This is a genomic window from Pseudomonas sp. 15A4 (genome assembly GCF_016925575.1).
Classification (GTDB): domain Bacteria; phylum Pseudomonadota; class Gammaproteobacteria; order Pseudomonadales; family Pseudomonadaceae; genus Aquipseudomonas.
Genome location: NZ_CP068986.1, coordinates 438,820 through 459,747 on the forward strand (window position 1 = coordinate 438,820; position 20,928 = coordinate 459,747).

Sequence of the window (20,928 nt, forward strand, 5' to 3'; positions counted from 1 at the left end):
TAAAGACGGGCTCCTTGCCCGTGCGCGACAGCACCCTGAAAGCGAGTTCCTTCATGAAAAGCCAACCTGATGCTGCCGGTAGACCGGCGGCCGAGGTCGTGACGCAATTACCGGTGCCTTCGCGGCTCGGCATGCTGCGTTTCGAGCGGCTGAATGAACCCAGCTGGGCCATGCTCTATCTGGATCCGAACTGCGAGAAGCAATTCAGCATGCCCGCCGTGGAACTCTGCGCGCTGGTGGGCACGCCGTATGCCAGCCTCATGGAGCCCGAAGCGCGCTATCAACTGCACGACGCCGTGCAGCTGCAACTGGGGGCGGCGCCCATTACCTGATTCGCTACACCCTGCACACGACGCGCGGCCCGTTGGGTCTGGTGGAGATTGGTGAGGCTTACAAGCAACACAATCGGCACTTGCTGCGCGGCTATCTGATGGTCGTCAATGAGCAGGTCGAGGCCGGCGAACTGGCGATCAGCCCGGATCTGGAAGTGCAGAACTCCCGTCTGCAGATCGCGCTGGAGCTCAATCAGCGCGCCCAGCACGAACAGTTGCATCATCTGGAACGGGTCCGCGGCCAGCAAAGTTTGATTCTGCGCCTGGCACGCCATCGCTACAGCTCGAACAATTCGCTGCAGGAAGCGGCAGAGCTGATCACCAAAAGCGCCTGCGAGATCTACAACATCTCCTGCGCCAGCCTGTGGAACCTGAACGGCAAGACCCTGGAGCCGATTGCAGAGTATCGCCGCGATACCAGCACGTTCCCCAAAACCAACGCGATCGATATCAGCGAATTCCCCAGCTACCTGGATGTGTTGCATACCAGCCGCGCCATCGACGTCAACGATGTCGAGCAGGATCCGCGCACCAAAGAGCTGGTTCAGCGACTGCGCACCCAGGACATCACCGCCATCCTTGATGCCGCCGTGCGCATCGATGGCCAAGTGGTCGGCGTGCTGTGCCTTGAGCAGACGGGTGCCCCCGGGAATGGCAGTCTGATGAGATCGCCTTTGCCGGTGAGCTGGCCGATCAGTTTGCCCACGCCATCAACAACCACAACCGCCGCACCGCCACCAGCGCCCTGCACCTGTTTCAGCGTGCCGTGGAGCAGAGCGCCAATGCGTTTTTGCTGGTCAACCGCGACGGCGTGGTCGAGTACGTCAACCCGAGTTTCACCGAGATCACTCAATACCCCGCCGACGAGGTCCACGGGCAGCAACCTCGGAGCTGCCTGCGCTGGAAAACCTCAGCGCGCTGCTGCTCGACGCGAACTCCAGCCTGGTCAACGGAAACAGCTGGCAGGGCGAGTTCAAGAGCCGGCGCAAAAACCTGGAACCCTACTGGGGCCAGCTGTCGATTTCCAAGGTGTACGGGGATAACCGCGAGCTGACCCATTACATCGGCATCTACGAAGACATCACCCAGGCCAAGCTCTCCCAGCAGCGGATCGAGCGCCTGGCGTACACGGATAATCTGACCAATCTGGGCAACCGTCCGGCGTTCATCCGAACCCTGGACGAGCACTTCGCCCGCGACGTCGAAACACCGATCAGCCTGTTGCTGGTGGACATCGACAACTTCAAGCGCATCAACGACAGCCTCGGCCACCACACCGGGGACAAACTGCTGATCAGCCTCGCCCGTCGGCTGCGCAACAGCCTGAGCCCGACCGGCATACTGGCGCGATTCGCCAGCAACGAATTCGCCGTGCTGCTCGACGACACCAGCCCCGAAGAAGGCCAACGCGTGGCCAGTCAGGTGCTAAGCACGCTGGACAAGCCGATGTTCGTCGATAATCAGTTGATCAGCGTGACCGGCTCGGTAGGGCTGGCGTGCGCGCCGATCCATGGCCGCGACCCGCAGACGCTGATGAAAAACGCGGGCCTGGCGCTGCACAAAGCCAAGGCCAACGGCAAGCATCAGGTGCAAGTGTTCACGGAGGCGCTGAACGCCGAGGCGAGTTACAAGCTGTTCGTCGAGAACAACCTGCGCCGCGCCCTGACTCAGAATGAACTTGAGGTCTTCTACCAGCCCAAACTGTGCCTGCGCAGTGGCCGTTTGCTGGGCATGGAAGCGTTGTTGCGCTGGAACCATCCGGAAAAAGGCATGATCCGCCCGGACCAATTCATCAGCGTTGCCGAAGAGACCGGCCTGATCATCCCGATCGGCAAATGGGTCGCGCGCCAGTCCTGCCGCATGAGCAAGCAATTGACTGCGGCTGGCTACGGCAAGCTGCATGTGGCCATCAACGTGTCGCCTAAACAGTTTTCCGATCCGGAGCTGGTTTCTTCGCTGGCCGGTATTCTGCGTGACGAACAGCTCGACCCGTCGTTACTGGAACTGGAATTGACTGAAGGTCTGCTGCTGGAGGCAACTGAAGACACGCGCCTGCAGCTGGAGTCGTTGAAGACCCTGGGCCTGACCCTGGCGATGGATGACTTCGGTACAGGCTATTCGTCATTCAGCTATCTGAAGAAATTCCCCATCGACGTGATCAAGATCGACCGCAGCTTCATTCGGGACATTCCGGACGATCAGGACGACATGGAAATCACCTCGGCGGTCATCGCCATGGCTCACAACCTCAAGCTGACCGTGGTCGCCGAAGGCATCGAGACGGCGGCACAGCTGGCCTTCCTGCGTCGTCATCGCTGTGATGTCGGTCAGGGCTATCTGTTCGACAAGCCGATTCCGGGCGAAGCGCTGATCGAAACCTTGCGTCGCTACCCCCGCGGCCCGCTGGCCTGAGCCCCCTTCCCCGCATCACATCAGTGCGGCACACTGACGCCCTGCATTTGCATCAGCCGATTCTGACCCCATATACGGTTTTCACTGACAACGCATGTTGGTTGTCCTGCCCCAGAGAGGATGTGCCTCATGGTCTTGCGCTCGGAAATTCTTGTGAATAAAAACGCTCTCCCTACAGCCCAGCAGGCACTGCCCGGGCGCGAAACCCCCATGGCCCTGCCTGAAACTCATTTCGTCAACGGCACTCCCCTCCTGGGGCCGTTCTTCAACGACGTCGAATTCGCCATCTTTGGTCTGGGATGTTTCTGGGGAGCAGAACGTCGCTTCTGGCAACGTGATGGCGTCGTCAGCACCGTCGTGGGTTACGCAGGCGGATTCACGCCGAACCCGACGTACGAAGAAGTCTGCTCGGGTCTGACCGGCCACGCCGAAGTGGTGCTCGTGGTGTATGAGCCTGCGAAGGTCAGCTATGAGCAACTGCTGGCGATGTTCTGGGAATTGCACAACCCGACCCAGGGCATGCGTCAGGGCAACGACATCGGCACCCAGTACCGCTCGGTGATCTACGCGACAACCCCTGAGCAACTGCAGGCGGCCAAGGCCAGCGCCGAGGTGTATCAAGCCGAACTGGCCAAGGCCGGTCTCGGGGAAATCACAACCGACATCGACCAGGCGCCGACCGTGTACTTCGCCGAGGCGTATCACCAGCAATATCTGGCGAAGAATCCCCAGGGCTACTGCGGTATCGGCGGCACCGGCGTCTGCATGCCGCCGAGTCTGGCGGGTAACTGAGTTACCCCATAGAGGGATCGGCCGCGTTGGACCCGATGGCATCCCTAGTATCGGCAAAGGCTGCCTTGGCCGGGGAGGCAGACATCGCCGATCCTCCGGCAGATGAACGAATTGTGGGAGCGAGCTTGCTCGCGAATGGGCCATTACATTCGCTAAATAGTCAGCGGTTGAGATGCCGCCTTCGCGAGCAAGCTCACTCCTACATGAACGGTGTCCGCTGCATCACTTCCTGGCCACTTCCCGGCTAAAGCCGGTCCTACCGACCGATCGCGTATCCCTTGTAGGACTGGCTTTAGCCGGGAAGACGTAAGCCGTCACGCCGCAGGAACCAAGAGCGGTTACTCCGCAATCAACCAATCCATCTTCCAGTCGCCCTGGGTCTGGCCGAGCTTCTTCGCCAGCCATGGCATCAACTCGCGCAGCTCTTCTTCCAAACCCCACGGCGGATTGGCGATCGCAAGGCCGGAGCCGTTGAGGCTGTTGGGTGTGTCCAGCGGGTGCACGAACAACTCGACCCGCAGCAGCTTCGGTGCGCCAGTCTCGGCCAGTTCCTGATAGAAACGCTTGAGGGCGCGCTGGTCCTTGATCGGGTACCAGATGGCCGCAACGGTCTGGCGCATCCGCGCGATGGTTTCCTTGAGGGCGACGGAGCAGCGCTTCATCTCGTCGAGCTGCTCGAACGGCGGGTCAATCAGCATGACTGCGCGCTTCTCGTGAACCGGCAGCAAGGCCCGGGGCACATGCCAGCCTTCGCCCAGGTGCACGGCGACGCGGCGGTCATATTTCATGTTGTCTTTGAGCAGCGCGCCGTCTTCGGGGTGCTTTTCGTTGAGCAGCACGCGGTCCTGTTCGCGGGTGAGGCGGCGGGCCAGTTCGGGCGAGCCGGGGTAGTAGCGCAGTTCGCCAGTCTTGCGGTTCATCTGGCGAATCGCGTCGATGTAACCGGCCGCCATTTCAGGCACGTCATCGGCATCCCAGAGACGGCCAATGCCTTCGATCCATTCGCCAGTGCGCGTTGCCTGATCGCCCTGCAAGTCATACAGGCCGATGCCCGCGTGGGTGTCGAGGTAAGCGAGTGGCTGCTCCTTGCGCGACATCAGCGCGATCAAGCGAGTCAGAACGATGTGTTTGAAAACGTCGGCGTGGTTGCCGGCGTGGAAGGCGTGACGGTAGTTCATGGCGGCTCCTGGAAGGCTGCGGAGTTTATCAAACCATCCGCCGTCGCGCAGACCGCTCATACCCTGCCGATCGAGGGAGCCTAAACGACAGGCAAAAAAATCCCCGGTTAAGCCGTTACAAAACCGGGGTGAGGCATTTGCGCGAGCCAGAGGGTGATCAAACCGTAGTCTGCGCAACGTAAGTGGGGCGATTATGCCAAATGAACTAAACGGTTACATAGCCGAAAACGACACGCTGATGCGTATGCCAGACATCTGTGACGCCAGCGCTTGCCGAGCTCACGCGCGCACCACCAGAATCAGGTCAACCTCAACAAACGGAGCGCACGTCATGATGCACGCAGACCTCATCGACCAGGACGACTTGATCAGCCAACTCAGAGCGATCGGTCTTGAGGTGCCCTCCGGCCTCAGCGCAGAACAGGCCTGTGCCCAAGCGGTACGCGGCCTCAATGACGACCGCGCTCGGGCATTGCGGCAACTGGTGGAGAAACTGCTAAGCGGCAGCGCAACGATTTTGCCAGCCGTGCGCCAGGCGATTGATCAGCAGTTGTTGCCGGCGCTGGCGGCTTACAAGCAGAGTGCCTAGAGGCGTGACGCATTTTGTAGGAGTGAGCTTGCTCGCGAGAGGCCGCTACAGCCGATACAGATCTATCGTCCATACGACTGATCGCGAGCAAGCTCACTCCTACAGGAGACCGTTGCGCTCTTACAACCGCACACTCGCAAACGTCGACTCATTACGCGCCTGACTCAGCGCCGACAGTGGGCCGGACAACGGCGCCAGGACGAGCGACTGCGGAATCGGCAGCATTGCCACTTGCTGGGTAGTATTGGAGCCCACGCGTTCGTCGCGCGGCGGGATGCCGAAGTACTCGCGATAGCACTTGGAGAAGTGCGGCGTAGAGACAAAGCCGCAGACCGAAGCCACTTCGATAATCGACATCGGTGTCTGCTTGAGTAATTGCCGCGCGCGGATCAAGCGCAGCTTGAGGTAATAGCGCGACGGCGAGCAGTGCAGGTATTTCTGGAACAGCCTCTCCAGCTGACGTCGGGACACGGCGACATACACCGCGAGTTCGTCCAGATCGATCGGCTCCTCCAGGTTGGCTTCCATCAGCGCGACGATTTCCTGCAGCTTCGGCTGGTTGGTGCCAAGCATGTGCTTGAGCGGCACGCGCTGGTGGTCCTGTTCGTTGCGGATGCGTTCGTAGACGAACATTTCCGAGATCGCGGCGGACAGCTCACGGCCATGATCGCGGCTGATCAGGTGCAGCATCATGTCCAGTGGCGCGGTGCCGCCGGAACTGGTGAAGCGGTTGCGGTCAAGGGTGAACAGGCGCGTGCTCATGGCGACGCGGGGGAAAGCTTCCTGCATCGCGGCCAGACATTCCCAGTGCACGCTGCAATCGAAACCGTCCAGCAAGCCCGCGCAGGCCAGTGCCCAGCTGCCGGTGCACACCGCACCAAGACGACGGGACTGACGCGCCTGGCTCTGCAGCCAGCTGACGTGTTCGCGGGTAACGCTGCGTTGGATGCCGACGCCGCCGCACACAATCACGGTGTCGAGCACCGGCGCCTTGTGCATCGCGGCGTCCGGGGTGATCTGCAGACCGTCGCTGGCCCAGACCTGGCCGCCGTCAGCGGTCAGCGTAGTCCAGCGATACAGCTCGCGACCTGATAACTGATTCGCCATACGCAGTGGCTCGACCGCTGACGCGAGGGAGATCAATGTGAAGTTGTCCAGCAGCAGGAAGCCGATGGATTGGGGCGCACGGTTCTGGGGTTGGGCCCCGGAGTTGAACGTAGTCATCACACTTCTCCTCACGCGTAAAACGGTTGAAGGCCTCAGCAGAGGCTCTCGTTGTCTCGCCCTCATCTGCGGAGAGCTTGGTCATTGCAACGCAATTGCCATGCCTAAATTTGAATGAGCATTCAACAACTCCCGATAGCGACGTCGCGAAGCGTCTATTCGGGAGCGACACAACGATTCAAATCGCGACCTCGTGACGGCTGAGCCATAAGCGTTGCGGGAGGTATGAGCACTTCCGTAGCACTTTGTGTGAACCATCGAATCGGCAGGCGGTCCGGGAGTGTCACCCGATGCACAGAGTGATCGAGCGTCGGTGATGGGCCTTGGATACAGATGGCATCCCGCCAGCTCAAGAGTGAGCGCGCGCCAAAACGTAGCGGGCTCAGTAGGACGTGTGCGAAAAGCGAGCAGGCGGCTACGGGCGCACCTGCGTTTATCCCGAGACCGGGCGTTACCGACTCAACATTCGACGGCGCTGACCGCCAGCCCGCCTCGCGAAGTCTCTTTGTATTTGTCGTGCATGTCGGCGCCGGTGTCGCGCATGGTGCGAATGACCCGGTCCAGCGAAATGAAGTGCTGGCCGTCGCCGCGCAGGGCCATTTGCGCGGCGTTGATGGCTTTCACCGCAGCGATGGCGTTGCGCTCGATGCACGGCACCTGAACCAGTCCACCCACCGGATCGCAGGTCAGGCCGAGGTTGTGTTCCAGACCGATTTCAGCCGCGTTGCACAGCTGCTCCGGGGTGGCACCCAGGATGTCCGCCAGGCCGGCGGCCGCCATGGCGCACGCGGAACCGACCTCGCCCTGGCAGCCCACTTCGGCGCCGGAGATCGACGCGTTCTTTTTGCACAGAATGCCGATAGCCGCCGCGCCCAAGAGGTAATCGACCACGTTGGCTTCGCTCACTTCGTCGCTGAATTTGACGAAGTAATGCAGCACCGCCGGAATGATCCCCGCCGCGCCGTTGGTGGGCGCCGTGACCATTCGCCCTCCGGCGGCATTTTCTTCGTTGACCGCCAGCGCAAACAGGTTGACCCACTCCATCGCGCTTAGGGTCGAGCCGATCACGTTCGGCTTGTTCAGCTCCAGCAGGCTGCGATGCAGACGCGCCGCACGACGACGCACGTTCAGGCCGCCCGGCAGGATGCCTTCGTGCTTCAAACCCAGTTCCACACACGCCTGCATGGCCCGCCACAGATGCATGAGCCCGGCGCGGATTTCGTCTTCGCTGCGCCAGACTTTCTCGTTTTCCATCATCAGTTGCGACACCCGCAGGTCGTGGGTTTCGCAGAGCATCAACAATTCGTCGGCGCTGGAGAAATCATAAGGCAGCACGGTTTCGTCGCGATCCAGCACGCCACTGGCGGCCTGGGCTTCGTCGACGACAAAACCGCCGCCCACCGAGTAGTAAGTGTCGCGATGAAACTCGCCGTGCTCGTTAGATACGATCAGCGTCATGGCATTGGGGTGGAACGGCAGGTTTTCATCGACGAGCAACATGTCGCGCTGCCAGATAAAAGGGATAGGGTGATCGCCATTGAGTTTCAATGTGTCGGTTTCACGCAGTTCGGCGATGCGCTGGCCGATCAGCGCAGGATCGATTGCGTCGGGCCATTCGCCCATCAGGCCCATGATCACCGCGCTGTCACTGCCATGACCGACGCCGGTTGCCGAGAGCGAGCCGTAAAGCCGCACTTCAACGCGGTTCACTTGCCCCAGTTGTTCGCGTTCGCGCAGACCCTGAACGAACAGCGCCGCCGCGCGCATGGGGCCGACGGTGTGTGAGCTGGAAGGGCCGATACCGATCTTGAACAGGTCGAACACGCTGATAGCCATTAACCGCAAACCTCCGAAAACAGGGCTCCCGGCGCGCCGCGCGGCCGGCGATGGAGCTGCTACGCTCAAGCAGCAATCCACCGAGATGGCGGCATCATCAGCCTTTTGTTTTGCGGGGCGGCGTTTCACACCGACTCACCCATGCCCACCAACGTCGCCTCTGCTTTTACCGGTGCCTGAGCACGATCGGCTGCCGATTTCGGCACTTTTTGCCGTATCGTCACTCTGCTTTTGTCCCGGGAATCATTCGGCGAGCAGGGAAAAACCTGTAAGCGACGTCACTGATGCTGGATACGACTCCCTGTGTACTGGATACGACGCCCCCTGTAGGCGTTTGTTTTTCCCTGTTACATGATCGTTGTCGACTCAATCGCCAGACGCAGTGATGGAGCTGTTTTCCCAACTTGACTCGCCGACACCAGAAAACGCATCAGCTGCGGTTGATGCCGAGAAGAAAACACCAAAGGAGTCCGACATGAAAGCTTCACACAGGCTGTTACTGGGCGTTGCGCTGAGTCTTCCCCTCCTGGCCCAGGCTGCAGAGCCTGCCGCTTGCCAGACGGTCAATTTTTCCGATGTGGGCTGGACCGACATCACGGCGACCACCGCCGTCACCAGCGTCGTGCTGCAGTCGCTGGGCTACAAAACCAAAACCACGATGATTTCCGTACCTGTGACCTACAAGTCGCTCGCCGATGGCAAGAACATGGATATTTTCCTCGGCAACTGGATGCCGACCATGGAAAACGACATCAAGGCCTACCGCGACGCCGGCACCGTCGAGACCGTCCGCGCCAACCTCGAAAACGCCAAGTACACCCTCGCCGTTCCCCAGGCCCTGTATGACAAGGGGCTTCACGATTTCGCCGACATCGTCAAATTCAAGAAAGAGCTCGACGGCAAAATCTACGGCATCGAGCCGGGCAACGACGGCAACCGCCTGATCCAGAGCATGATCGACAAGAACGCCTTTGGCCTCAAAGACGCAGGCTTCAAGGTTGTCGAATCGAGCGAAGCGGGGATGCTGTCCCAGGTCGACCGCGCCTCGCGACGCAACACCGACGTGGTGTTCCTGGGCTGGGAACCGCACCCGATGAACACCCGCTTCAAAATCAAATACCTCACCGGCGGCGATGACTTCTTCGGCCCTGACTTCGGCAAAGCCACGGTCTACACCAACGTGCGCAAGGGCTACACCACCGAGTGCAGCAACGTCGGTCAGTTGCTGAAGAACCTGTCGTTCACCTTGCCGATGGAAAGCACGCTGATGGGCAATATCCTCGACGACAAGAAAAAGCCTGAGGTCGCCGCCAAGGCGTGGCTGAAGGCCAACCCTCAAGTACTCGACACCTGGCTGGCGGGCGTCACCACCGTGGACGGAAAACCTGGCCTGGAAGCCGCAAAAGCCGAGCTGACGAAGTAACTCGACAGGCAGGCGGGTAACGCCCGCCTGTTGTCACTCTTTTCATCCCGCACGCGGACAACCGACACCATGCTGACTGATCATAAAATCCCTCTGGGCGAGTACATCGCCGGCTTTGTCGAATGGCTGACGCAGCACGGCGCCAGCACCTTCGACGCCATCGCTTCGTCACTGGAAACCATGATTCACGGCCTGACCGGCGGCCTGACCTGGTTCAACCCCTTCGTGCTGATCGGCCTGGTTGCCCTGCTCGCTCACTTCATTCAGCGCAAATGGGGCCTGACCGCCTTTGTGATCGTTTCCTTTCTGCTGATCCTTAACCTGGGGTACTGGCAGGAAACCATGGAGACCCTGGCCCAGGTGCTGTTCGCCACGGCGGTCTGCGTAGTGATCGGCGTGCCGCTGGGCATCATTGCCGCGCACAAGCCGATGTTCTACACCTGCATGCGCCCTGTGCTCGACCTGATGCAGACGGTGCCCACATTCGTTTACCTGATCCCGACCCTGACCCTGTTCGGCCTCGGCGTGGTACCGGGGCTGATTTCGACGGTGGTGTTCGCGATCGCCGCGCCCATCCGCCTGACCTATCTGGGCATCTGTGATGTCCCGCAAGAACTCCTCGACGCCGGCAAAGCCTTCGGCTGCTCGCGCCGTCAACTGCTCTCCCGTATCGAACTGCCCCACGCCATGCCGAGCATCGCGGCCGGCATCACCCAGTGCATCATGCTGTCGCTGTCGATGGTGGTGATCGCCGCGCTGGTGGGCGCTGACGGCTTGGGCAAACCTGTGGTCAACGCACTGAACACTGCTGATATCGCTCTGGGCTTCGAAGCGGGCCTGGCGATCGTATTGCTGGCGATCATGCTCGACCGGATCTGCAAACAACCGGACGCCAAAGTGAGGGCCGACGCATGAGCATCATCAAATTCGATCAGGTTGACGTCGTCTTCTCCAAAGACCCGCGTGAGGCACTCAAGCTGTTGGACCAGGGCCTTACGCGGGCAGAAATCCTCAAGAAAACCGGCCAGATCGTCGGCGTTGAAAAAGCTACGCTGGAGATCAACAAAGGCGAGATCTGCGTGCTGATGGGCCTGTCCGGGTCGGGCAAATCCAGCCTGCTGCGTTGCATCAACGGCCTGAACACTGTCAGCCGCGGCTCGCTGTTCGTCGAGCACGAAGGCAATCAGATCAACATCGCAGCCTGCACCCCTGCCGAGCTGAAAATGATGCGCACCAAGCGCATCGCGATGGTGTTTCAAAGTTCGCCCTGATGCCCTGGCTGACGGTGCGCGAGAACATCAGTTTTGGTCTGGAAATGCAGGGTCGCCCCGAGAAAGAGAGGCGCGCGCTGGTGGACGAAAAGCTGGAACTGGTCGGCCTGACCCAATGGCGCAACAAGAAGCCGGACGAGCTATCGGGCGGCATGCAGCAGCGTGTCGGCCTGGCTCGCGCCCTGGCGATGGACGCCGACATTCTGCTGATGGATGAGCCGTTTTCGGCACTCGATCCGCTGATTCGTCAGGGCTTGCAGGATGAACTGCTGGCGCTGCAGAAGAAGCTGAACAAGACCATTGTCTTTGTCAGTCACGACCTGGACGAAGCGCTCAAGCTCGGTACCCGTATCGCGATCATGAAGGACGGCCGGATCATTCAGTACAGCGTGCCGGAAGAGATCGTGCTCAACCCTGCCGACGAATACGTCCGTACGTTTGTCGCCCACACCAACCCGCTCAACGTGCTGTGCGGTCGCAGCCTGATGCGCCCGATCACCCAGTGCACGCGCATCAACGGTTCTCAGGTCTGCCTGGACCCGAGCGACGACACATGGATTGATCTGTCCGACGGCAACGCCATCACCGGCGCCCATCAGCATGGCGCGAGCCTTGATCTGCAAAGCTGGGCACCGGGCCAGTCGGTGGAAACCCTCGGCCGCAAACCCACCGTTGTCCACTCTGATATCGGCATGCGCGATGCCCTGCAGATTCGCTACCACACCGGCAACAAGCTGGTGCTGCAGGAGAACAACCAACTGGTCGGCATCCTCGGCGACAGCGAGCTGTACCACGCATTGCTGGGCAAGAATCACGGCTGAGAGGCAGCTGCAAGCTCCAAGTTTCAAGCTGCAAGAAGAAGGCCGCCACGGCTCGACTCTTGTAGCTTGGAGCTTAAGGCTTGCAGCTGCTTTTCCGCGCTCCTCACTTTTTGTTGATTGAACGTTCAATTAAAAAGCTTTACAGTGGACGCCGTTTCCAGCCACTCACGTTCACCCTGCACATCAAGGAGCCCCACAGATGCCCAAGGTCGGTATGCAACCCATTCGGCGTCAGCAGTTGATCCAGGCCACCCTCACGGCGGTCGATCAGGTCGGGATGGGCGATGCCAGCATTGCGCTGATCGCCAAACTGGCAGGGGTCTCCAACGGCATCATCAGTCACTACTTTCAGGACAAGAACGGCCTGATCGCAGCGACGATGCGCCACTTGATGAATGCGCTGATCGCCAGCGTCGCCGAGCGGCGCCGGGCATTGAACGACGACAGCCCGCGGGCTCACCTGAAAGTGATCATCGAGGGCAACTTCGATTCCAGTCAGGTCAACGGTCCGGCGATGAAAACCTGGCTCGCCTTCTGGGCAACCAGCATGCATTCGCCCTCGCTGCACAGGCTGCAGCGGATCAACGATCACCGTCTTTATTCCAACCTCTGCTGCCAGTTCCGTCGCGCATTGCCGTTGGATGAAGCACGCAGCGCAGCCCGCGGGCTGGCGGCCTTGATCGACGGCCTATGGCTGCGCGGCGCGCTTTCCGGCGACGCCTTCGATACCGAACAAGCGCAACGGATTGCCTACGAGTACATGGACTTTCAACTGGCAAAAGCGCCGAGCTGAAGCAGCCGGCACCACGACCAAGGCAGCGCACGGCGCACTCGGTCGTCACCCACCCAGACTACTTCGAGGATTTTATGGCCCGTTTCGAACTGCAAAAACTCTACATTGATGGCGGCTACGTGGACGCCAGCAGCAACGCGACCTTCGACGCCATCAACCCGGCCAATGGCGAAGTCCTGGCCCAGGTGCAGCGCGCGACCAAAGAAGACGTTGAACGCGCGGTCGTCAGCGCCGAAAAAGGCCAGAAAATCTGGGCCGCCATGACTGCCATGGAGCGCTCGCGCATTCTGCGTCGTGCCGTCGACATCCTGCGTGAGCGCAACGATGAGCTGGCCGAGCTTGAAACCCTGGACACCGGCAAGGCGATCTCCGAAACCAAATACGTCGACATCGTCACCGGCGCCGACGTGCTGGAGTACTACGCCGGCCTGGTGCCTGCCATCGAGGGCGAGCAGATTCCGCTGCGTGACACCTCATTCGTCTACACCCGCCGCGAGCCGCTGGGCGTCACCGTCGGCATCGGCGCGTGGAACTACCCGATCCAGATCGCCCTGTGGAAGTCCGCCCCTGCGCTGGCAGCCGGCAACGCGATGATCTTCAAGCCAAGCGAAGTCACCTCGCTGACCACGCTGAAACTGGCCGAAATCTACACCGAAGCCGGTGTGCCGGACGGCGTGTTCAACGTGTTGACGGGCGCCGGCAGCGAGGTCGGCAGCTGGCTGACCGAGCACCCGCGCATTGAGAAGATCTCGTTCACCGGCGGCGTGCAGACCGGCAAGAAAGTCATGGCCAGCGCGTCAAGCTCGTCGCTCAAGGAAGTGACCATGGAGCTGGGCGGCAAGTCCCCGTTGATCATTTTCGACGACGCCGATCTGGATCGCGCCGCCGACATCGCGATGATGGCCAACTTCTACAGCTCGGGTCAGGTCTGCACCAACGGCACTCGCGTGTTCGTGCCGAGCGCCCTGAAAGCTGCCTTCGAAGCGAAAATCCTTGAGCGCGTCAAACGCATCCGCGTCGGCAACCCCCAGGACGACAACATCAACTTCGGCCCGCTGGTGAGCTTCGCGCACATGGAAAACGTGCTCGGCTACATCAACAAGGGCAAGGAAGAAGGCGCGCGCCTGCTGATCGGCGGCGACCGTCTGACCGAAGGCGAGCTGGGCAAGGGCGCGTTCGTCGCGCCGACCGTGTTCACCGACTGCACCGACGAGATGACCATCGTCAAAGAGGAAATCTTTGGCCCGGTGATGAGCATCCTCAGCTACGACAGCGAAGAAGAAGTGATCCGCCGCGCCAACGACACCGAGATGGGTCTGGCTGCGGGCATCGTGACCAAGGACCTGAACCGCGCGCACCGCGTGATTCATCAACTGGAAGCCGGTATCTGCTGGATCAACGCCTGGGGCGAGTCCGACGCGAAGATGCCGGTCGGTGGCTACAAGCAGTCGGGCGTGGGCCGGGAAAACGGTATCAGCTCGCTGGCGCAGTACACCCGGATCAAGTCTGTGCAGGTCGAGCTGGGCGACTACGCGTCGGTGTTCTAGAAGCAGTTTTAAGCGGCAAGCGGCAAGCCTCAAGACAAAGCAACTGCAGTCCTGGTCTGCCGCTCACCCCATCAATCTCGCAGGCGCCGTCTCGCTGCTTTTTCTTGCAGCTTGAGGCTTGACGCTTGCAACTCCCAAGGAGATTTATCTTGGAATACGACTACATCATCATCGGCGCCGGTTCGGCCGGTAATACCCTGGCAGCCCGTCTTACCGAAGACGCAGGCGTCACTGTGCTGTTGCTTGAAGCAGGCGGCCCGGACTATCGCGCCGACTTCCGCACGCAGATGCCGGCCGCGCTTGCGTTCCCGCTGCAGGGCCGTCGCTACAACTGGGCCTACGAGACCGAGCCAGAGCCGCACATGAACAACCGCCGTATGGAATGCGGTCGCGGCAAGGGCCTGGGTGGCTCTTCGCTAATCAACGGCATGTGCTACATCCGCGGCAACGCCATGGACTACGACGGCTGGGCAAAAAACCCGGGGCTTGAAGACTGGTCTTACCTCGATTGCCTGCCGTACTTCCGCAAGGCCGAAACCCGCGACATCGGCCCGAACGACTACCACGGCGGCGAAGGCCCGGTCAGCGTGACCACGCCTAAAGCCGGCAATAACCCGCTGTTTGCCGCAATGGTGGAAGCAGGCGTGCAAGCCGGTTATCCGCGCACCGACGACCTCAACGGTTATCAGCAGGAAGGTTTCGGCCCGATGGACCGCACCGTCACGCCGTTCGGCCGTCGCGCCAGCACCGCCCGTGGCTATCTGGACGAAGCGAAGAAGCGCTCGACCCTGACCATCGTCACTCACGCACTGACCGATCGGATTCTGTTCGACAACAAGCGCGCCGTCGGCGTGGCCTACATGGTGGGCGACAGCGACACCCGCATTGAAGCCCGCGCTCGCAAGGAAGTCCTGCTGTGTGGCGGCGCCATTGCTTCGCCGCAGATCCTGCAGCGTTCCGGCGTCGGCCCCGCGCCGCTGCTGAAGAAGCTCGACATTCCAGTCGTTCACGACCTGCCGGGCGTTGGCGAGAACCTGCAAGACCACCTGGAAATGTATTTGCAGTACGCATGCAAAGAGCCGGTCTCGCTGTACCCGTCGCTGCTGTGGTGGAACCAGCCAGCCATCGGCGCCGAGTGGATGTTCCTCGGTAAAGGGATCGGCGCCAGCAACCAGTTCGAGGCGGGCGGTTTCATTCGTTCGCGCGAGGAATTCGAATGGCCGAACATTCAGTACCACTTCCTGCCGGTCGCGATTAACTACAACGGCAGCAAGGGCGTGCAGGAGCACGGTTTCCAGGCGCACGTGGGTTCGATGCGTTCGCCAAGCCGTGGTCGCGTGCAGGTGAAGTCGAAGAACCCGCGCGAGTACCCGAGCATTCTTTTCAACTACATGGCGTCCGAGCAGGACTGGCAGGAATTCCGCGATGGCATTCGTCTGACACGCGAAATCATGCAGCAGCCGGCGCTGGACCAATACCGTGGCCGCGAAATCAGCCCGGGCATCGACGTGCAAAGCGACGAGCAGCTGGACACGTTCATCCGTGAGCACGCCGAGACGGCGTATCACCCGTCCTGCTCGTGCAAAATGGGCACCGATGAAATGGCGGTCGTTGACGGTCAGGGCCGTGTGCACGGGATGGAAGGGCTGCGTGTGGTGGATGCGTCGATCATGCCGCTGATTACCACAGGCAACCTCAACGCGCCAACGATCATGATGGCCGAGAAGATTGCCGACAAGATCCGCGGCCGCGCCCCGTTGCCGCGCAGCACTGCCGATTACTACGTCGCAGGCGATGCGCCAGTGCGTGGCAAGCCGATGCGCGAAGTGGGCCCGTTGGCGCAGTAATCACCGCCGTTACTGCAGCAGGCTCCCCGGGAGTGCTGTGCAATCGTCCAGCACACCCGGTCCATGTGGGAGCGAGCTTGCTCGCGAAGAAGGCATTTCAGCCGCTGAAGATTCAGTGGATGTGCCGACCTCTTCGCGAGCAAGCTCACTCCCACAGTCCATTTGCCAGCAGATACATTTGCGGCGCCGATTTGTCAGTGGGACCGGCTTCAGCCGGGAAGAGGCCGGTGGATACACCCTCGATTTTGCGGTGTGACACCTGACGCATTCCTGGCTAAAGCCGGTCCCACAATGGCGCGTTGCGCGCGTTGTCCTTCCCTCCCCCGCTGCAGTGACCATCCGCGCTATGATTCGGGCCGTTGCCTGTCCGAATCGTCAAGGAGCCTTCCTGCATGTTCGACTTTTCCGCTCAGCTCAAGCAGCGTTTCGCCGCCCTGCAGAGCAGCGCCCCGTTTTTTCCCTGCGTTACGTCAAACAGACCAGCCAGCATCTGTCGGTGCGCAAGAACGTCGCCGAGCCGCCACAGCTCAGCATCGACGAGGGCGCGATGCTGACCGTGCGCGTCAATGGTGTCGAAGCCTACGCGGCCACCAACGACATCTCCCAGCGCGGACTTCAAACGGCGCTGGATCAGGCGGAAACTCAAGCGCGGCAACTGGCCCCGCATTCGCTCCTTGACCTGCGCGACCATGCTGTCGCCACCGCCCACGCCGATTACCTTTCGCCCAATCTGCAAAATGCGTTTCCATCGCTCAGTGATTGCTACGCCCTGCTCAACGCCGAATCGGCGTCGGTGCCGAGGGACGAACGTCTGGTCAACTGGCAGGTGAGCCTGGGGCTTGAGAACGTCGAGCAGATTTACCTGAACAACTTCGGTGCCGAAATCCGTCAGGCCCAGCGCTTCGTCTTCCCTGGCCTGACCGTCACGGCCTACGACGGCCTGGACAGCCAGACCCGCAGCCTCGGCCGCGAGAATTTCGGCCAGCAAGGCGGCGCGGAAGTCATCGCGTCGTGCGGGATCATTGGCGCGGCCGTCAGCGTCGCCGATCAGGCCCTGCAACTGGTTATGGCCCCGAACACGCCCTCCGGCCCGAGTGATCTGCTGCTGACGCCCGACCAGATGACCCTGCAAATCCACGAATCCATCGGCCACCCGCTGGAGCTCGACCGCATCCTCGGCGATGAGCGCAACTACGCCGGGACCAGCTTCGTCAAAGCCAGCGACTTCGGCAGCCTGCAATACGGCTCAAGCCTGCTCAACGTGACCTTTGATCCTGAAATCCCCGAGCAACTGGCGAGCTACGGCTTTGATGACGACGGCACGCCGGCGAGCAAGCAATTCCTGATCAAGGACGGCTTACTGGTAAGGCCTCTGGGCGGCGCGCTGTCGCAATACCGCAGCGGCATGGAAGGCGTCGCCAACAGCCGCGCGTCCAGCTGGAACCGCGCGCCCATCGACCGCATGGCCAACCTCAATATCGAGCCAGGCGACAAGTCGATGGCGCAGCTTATTGGCGGCATCGAGCACGGCATTTTGATGAGCACCAACCGCTCCTGGTCGATCGACGATGCGCGCAACAAATTCCAGTTCGGCTGCGAGTGGGGCCAGTTGATCGAGAACGGCGAGCTCAAGGGCGTGGTGAAAAACCCGAACTACCGCGCGATCTCCGCGCAGTTCTGGCGCAGCCTCAGCGCGGTCGGCGACGCCAGTACCTTCAAGGTCCTCGGCACGCCCAACTGTGGCAAAGGTGAACCCAATCAAGTGATCCGCGTGGGGCACGCCTCGCCCGCTTGCGTGTTCGCGAGCGTTGATGTTTTCGGAGGTGACGCATGATGTCCCATCAAGCGCAATTCAAGGCCCTGGCGGAATGGCTGCACGGGGCGGTTACCGCCGACGAGCGTTACACCTTGAGCTACGACGCCGAAGCGTCGGACTTCATACGTTTCAACCACGCCAAGGTGCGTCAGGCCGGCCATGTCCAGCAAGCCAGCGTGACCTTCAAGCTGATCGCCGCTGGCCGCCACGCCAACCTGAGCCTTACGCTGTCGGGCGATGGCGAGGTGGATCAACAACGCCTGAGCGACGCCCTGCTTCAACTGCGCGAGACCCTGACGCTGCTGCCGGAAGACCCTTATCTGCAACTGAACGAAGAGGCCTGGCAGAGCAGCAACGTGCAAGAGACGCCATTGCCAGACAGTGCACATGTGGTCGAGCAGATCGCACAATTGGGCGAAGGACTGGATCTGGTCGGCATCTACGCGGCCGGTCCGATCTATCGCGGTTTCGCCAGTTCAAGCGGTGCGCTGGGCTGGCACCAGGCCAACAGCTTCAATTTCGACTGGAGCCTGTTCCACCAGAACGGGCAGGCAGTGAAAGCCAACTACGCCGGGCACACGTGGACCGACGACGGCTTTGCGCGGCGCTTCGCCCTGGCCCGTGAGCAACTGGCGTTTCTTGGTCGCCCGGCGCACGCCCTCGCCCCCGGGCAATACCGCGCTTACCTGGCGCCTGCCGCGCTGGAGGAAGTCATCGGCATGCTGTGCTGGGGAGGTTTCTCTGCACAGTCGCTGGCCGACAAGACCAGTCCCTTGCAGCGGCTGTACGACGGCCACGCCACGCTGAATCCGTTGGTGAGTTTGAGCGAGCAGGTCAGCGGCTCGTTGTCCCCTGCGTTTTCCGGTGAAGGTTATCCGCGCATGGACCTGTCGCTGGTGGCCGAAGGCGTGGCCCGGGATCGCATGATCGACTCGCGCAGCGCCGCCGAATACGGCCTTGTCGCCAACGGCGCAGGCTGGGGCGAGTCACCGAGCGCGCTGAGCATGGCGAGCGGTTCGCTGGCGCTGGATGAAGTGCTGAAAGCGCTGGGCACGGGCCTGTACATCAGCAACCTGTGGTACCTGAATTTCTCGGACCGCACCGCCGGGCGCATCACCGGCATGACCCGCTTCGCCACGTTCTGGGTCGAAGACGGGCAGATCAAGGCGCCGGTCAACACCATGCGCTTCGACGACAGTATCTTCAGCCTGCTGGGCACGGCACTGGAACAACTGACCACAGAAAGGGAACTCCTGCTGTCGACGAGCACCTACAGTCAGCGCCAGACCGCCTCGAGTCTGCTGCCCGGCGCGCTGCTGAGCGGGTTGACGCTGACGCTGTAATGCATCGGGCTGTCTGGCTGCTGGCGGGCAGACACTGAGCTCTGTGTGTGTGCGTGTGTGGGAGCGAGCTTGCTCGCGAATGCTGGCAATCAGGCTGCAGAAATGGGGCGGTTGTCAGGGCGTCTTCGTGAGCAAGCTCACTCCCGCAGGCTGAGCGTTCCAAGCAGTGAGAGCTTCTGCCGAGGCCGTGCTCCCAGCAGTTACATCTGAGAATTAATTGGCCCGTTTCCCGCAACCCACAAGGACCCTCGATCCACATGCCGACCTCTACCCCGCAGCTGGACGCCCGCACCCTGCGCTGGATGCCATGGGTCATCGCCATCGCCTTTTTCATGCAAAGCCTGGACGGCACGATCCTTAACACCGCGCTGCCGTCCATGGCCGGCTCGCTGGCGGAAAACCCGCTGCGCATGCAGTCGGTGATCATCGCTTACATGCTGACCATCGCCCTTCTGATTCCGGCGTCGGGCTGGATTTCCGACCGCTTCGGCATCAAGCGCATCTTTTTCAGCGCCATCCTGCTGTTCAGCTTTGGCTCGTTGCTGTGCGCGGTGTCCAACTCCCTCGGCATGCTGGTCGGCGCACGGGTGATTCAGGGCCTTGGCGGTGCGTTGATGATGCCGGTCGGCCGGCTCATCGTGTTGCGCGCCTACCCCCGGACCGAGCTGGTTCGTACTCTAAGTTTCATCACCATGCCCGCCCTGCTTGGCCCGCTGATGGGCCCGACGGTCGGCGGCTGGCTGGTGGAATACCTGAGCTGGCACTGGATCTTCCTGATTAACCTGCCGGTGGGGATTCTCGGGTGCTTCGCCGTGCGCAAGTTCATCCCAGACCTTCAGGGTGGCGGACGGACGCGTTTTGATCTGGTGGGGTTCGGCTTGTTCGGCGCGTCGATGGTGCTGATCACCATTGCAATGGAAGGTCTCGGTGAACTGGACCTGCCGCACTTGCGGGTGGTGATGTTGCTGTTCGGCGGCATGGCTTGTCTCGCCGCGTACTGGTTACGCGCCAGTCACGTAGAAGCGCCGTTGTTCTCCGCTCAGCTGTTCAAAACCCGCAGTTTCGCGGTGGGCATCATGGGCAACCTGTTTGCCCGCCTGGGCAGCGGCGCCTTGCCGTTCCTGCTACCGCTGATGCTGCAAGTCGCGCTGGGTTACTCGCCTTCACATGCGGGCATGAGCATGATTCCCCTGGCGCTCGCGGCGATGTTCGCCAAGCCGCTGGCGACCAAAGCCATCGAGCGACTGGGTTATCGCATCGTGCTGACCGGTAACACGCTGCTGCTGGGTGTTCTGCTGGCGAGCATGGCGCTGGTCACGGCCGACACGCCGTACTGGCTGCTGCTGGTTCATCTGGCGTTTCTGGGAGGGGTCAACTCGCTGCAGTTCTCGGCGATGAACGCAGTGACGCTGATCGATCTCGATGACGCCAGTGCCGCCAGCGGCAACAGCTTGCTGTCGGTGGTCGCGCAGTTGTCGTTGAGTCTCGGCGTCGCCTGCGCGGCCGCGTTGCTGGGCGGATTCAGCGACGATGTGGCAACGGGGCAAGTCAGCGACGTGCTCGGTGCGTTCCAGCTGACCTTCCTGTGTGTCGGCGTGCTGGCGATGCTGGCAGCGTCGATCTTCCTGCAACTGTCGCCACGCATGGCCCCCGAGGCACCGGCACGCAAACCACAACCGGAGCCCGAGATCGAGGCGTGACGTC

Annotated in this window: 12 protein-coding genes and 3 pseudogenes; 12 read left to right on the plus strand and 3 right to left on the minus strand. The window is 61.4% G+C overall.

Annotated elements, in window-relative coordinates; all coding sequences use genetic code 11:
* Window positions 1-53: 53 nt before the first annotated feature.
* Window positions 54-2,744: pseudogene (locus JN403_RS01940) on the plus strand (EAL domain-containing protein).
* Between the two features lie 129 nt (window positions 2,745-2,873).
* Window positions 2,874-3,536, plus strand: a complete 663-nt coding sequence (gene msrA / locus JN403_RS01945; protein ID WP_205484944.1) for a peptide-methionine (S)-S-oxide reductase MsrA — start codon at window positions 2,874-2,876, stop codon at window positions 3,534-3,536.
* A 338-nt stretch (window positions 3,537-3,874) separates the two neighbouring features.
* On the opposite strand, the gene rlmJ is transcribed toward msrA, so the two are convergent.
* Window positions 3,875-4,714 carry a 23S rRNA (adenine(2030)-N(6))-methyltransferase RlmJ gene (rlmJ, locus tag JN403_RS01950; protein WP_172610490.1) on the minus strand — a complete coding sequence of 280 codons (840 nt, stop codon included), beginning with the start codon at window positions 4,712-4,714 and terminating at the stop codon, window positions 3,875-3,877.
* Window positions 4,715-5,045: 331 nt separating this feature from the next.
* Here rlmJ and JN403_RS01955 point away from each other — a divergent pair, with 331 nt between their 5' ends.
* Window positions 5,046-5,303, plus strand: a complete 258-nt coding sequence (locus tag JN403_RS01955) for a hypothetical protein (RefSeq protein WP_205484945.1) — start codon at window positions 5,046-5,048, stop codon at window positions 5,301-5,303.
* Between the two features lie 120 nt (window positions 5,304-5,423).
* On the opposite strand, the gene JN403_RS01960 is transcribed toward JN403_RS01955, so the two are convergent.
* Window positions 5,424-6,527, minus strand: coding sequence for a GlxA family transcriptional regulator (locus tag JN403_RS01960; protein ID WP_122625583.1), 1,104 nt, complete (start codon window positions 6,525-6,527; stop codon window positions 5,424-5,426).
* A 459-nt stretch (window positions 6,528-6,986) separates the two neighbouring features.
* On the minus strand, window positions 6,987-8,363 hold the full coding sequence (locus tag JN403_RS01965) for an L-serine ammonia-lyase (protein ID WP_205484946.1): 1,377 nt from the start codon (window positions 8,361-8,363) through the stop codon (window positions 6,987-6,989).
* Window positions 8,364-8,838: 475 nt separating this feature from the next.
* Here JN403_RS01965 and JN403_RS01970 point away from each other — a divergent pair, with 475 nt between their 5' ends.
* From JN403_RS01970 to mdtD, 9 genes and pseudogenes are all read left to right on the plus strand, one after another.
* The gene (locus JN403_RS01970; protein ID WP_205484947.1) at window positions 8,839-9,786 is read left to right on the plus strand and encodes a choline ABC transporter substrate-binding protein; all 948 of its coding nucleotides are present in this window, start codon (window positions 8,839-8,841) and stop codon (window positions 9,784-9,786) included.
* A 69-nt stretch (window positions 9,787-9,855) separates the two neighbouring features.
* Window positions 9,856-10,701 (plus strand): choline ABC transporter permease subunit, encoded by an 846-nt coding sequence (gene choW / locus JN403_RS01975; RefSeq protein WP_205484948.1) that lies wholly within the window; start codon window positions 9,856-9,858, stop codon window positions 10,699-10,701.
* Window positions 10,698-11,878: pseudogene (choV, locus tag JN403_RS01980) on the plus strand (choline ABC transporter ATP-binding protein). Before choW ends, choV begins: the two are co-directional and overlap by 4 nt.
* Window positions 11,879-12,077: 199 nt before the next feature.
* Entirely contained in the window at window positions 12,078-12,671 is a 594-nt protein-coding gene (gene betI, locus JN403_RS01985) for a transcriptional regulator BetI (RefSeq protein WP_122533875.1), read from the plus strand.
* A gap of 74 nt (window positions 12,672-12,745) precedes the next feature.
* On the plus strand, window positions 12,746-14,218 hold the full coding sequence (betB, locus tag JN403_RS01990) for a betaine-aldehyde dehydrogenase (RefSeq protein WP_205484949.1): 1,473 nt from the start codon (window positions 12,746-12,748) through the stop codon (window positions 14,216-14,218).
* 149 nt (window positions 14,219-14,367) lie between these two features.
* Window positions 14,368-16,065, plus strand: coding sequence for a choline dehydrogenase (gene betA, locus JN403_RS01995; RefSeq protein WP_240356782.1), 1,698 nt, complete (start codon window positions 14,368-14,370; stop codon window positions 16,063-16,065).
* Between the two features lie 392 nt (window positions 16,066-16,457).
* A pseudogene (locus JN403_RS02000) lies at window positions 16,458-17,899 on the plus strand (TldD/PmbA family protein).
* Window positions 17,899-19,224, plus strand: a complete 1,326-nt coding sequence (locus JN403_RS02005; RefSeq protein WP_205487207.1) for a metallopeptidase TldD-related protein — start codon at window positions 17,899-17,901, stop codon at window positions 19,222-19,224. Before JN403_RS02000 ends, JN403_RS02005 begins: the two are co-directional and overlap by 1 nt.
* Window positions 19,225-19,481: 257 nt before the next feature.
* Window positions 19,482-20,924, plus strand: coding sequence for a multidrug transporter subunit MdtD (mdtD, locus tag JN403_RS02010; protein WP_205484950.1), 1,443 nt, complete (start codon window positions 19,482-19,484; stop codon window positions 20,922-20,924).
* The last annotated feature ends 4 nt before the right edge of the window (window positions 20,925-20,928 follow it).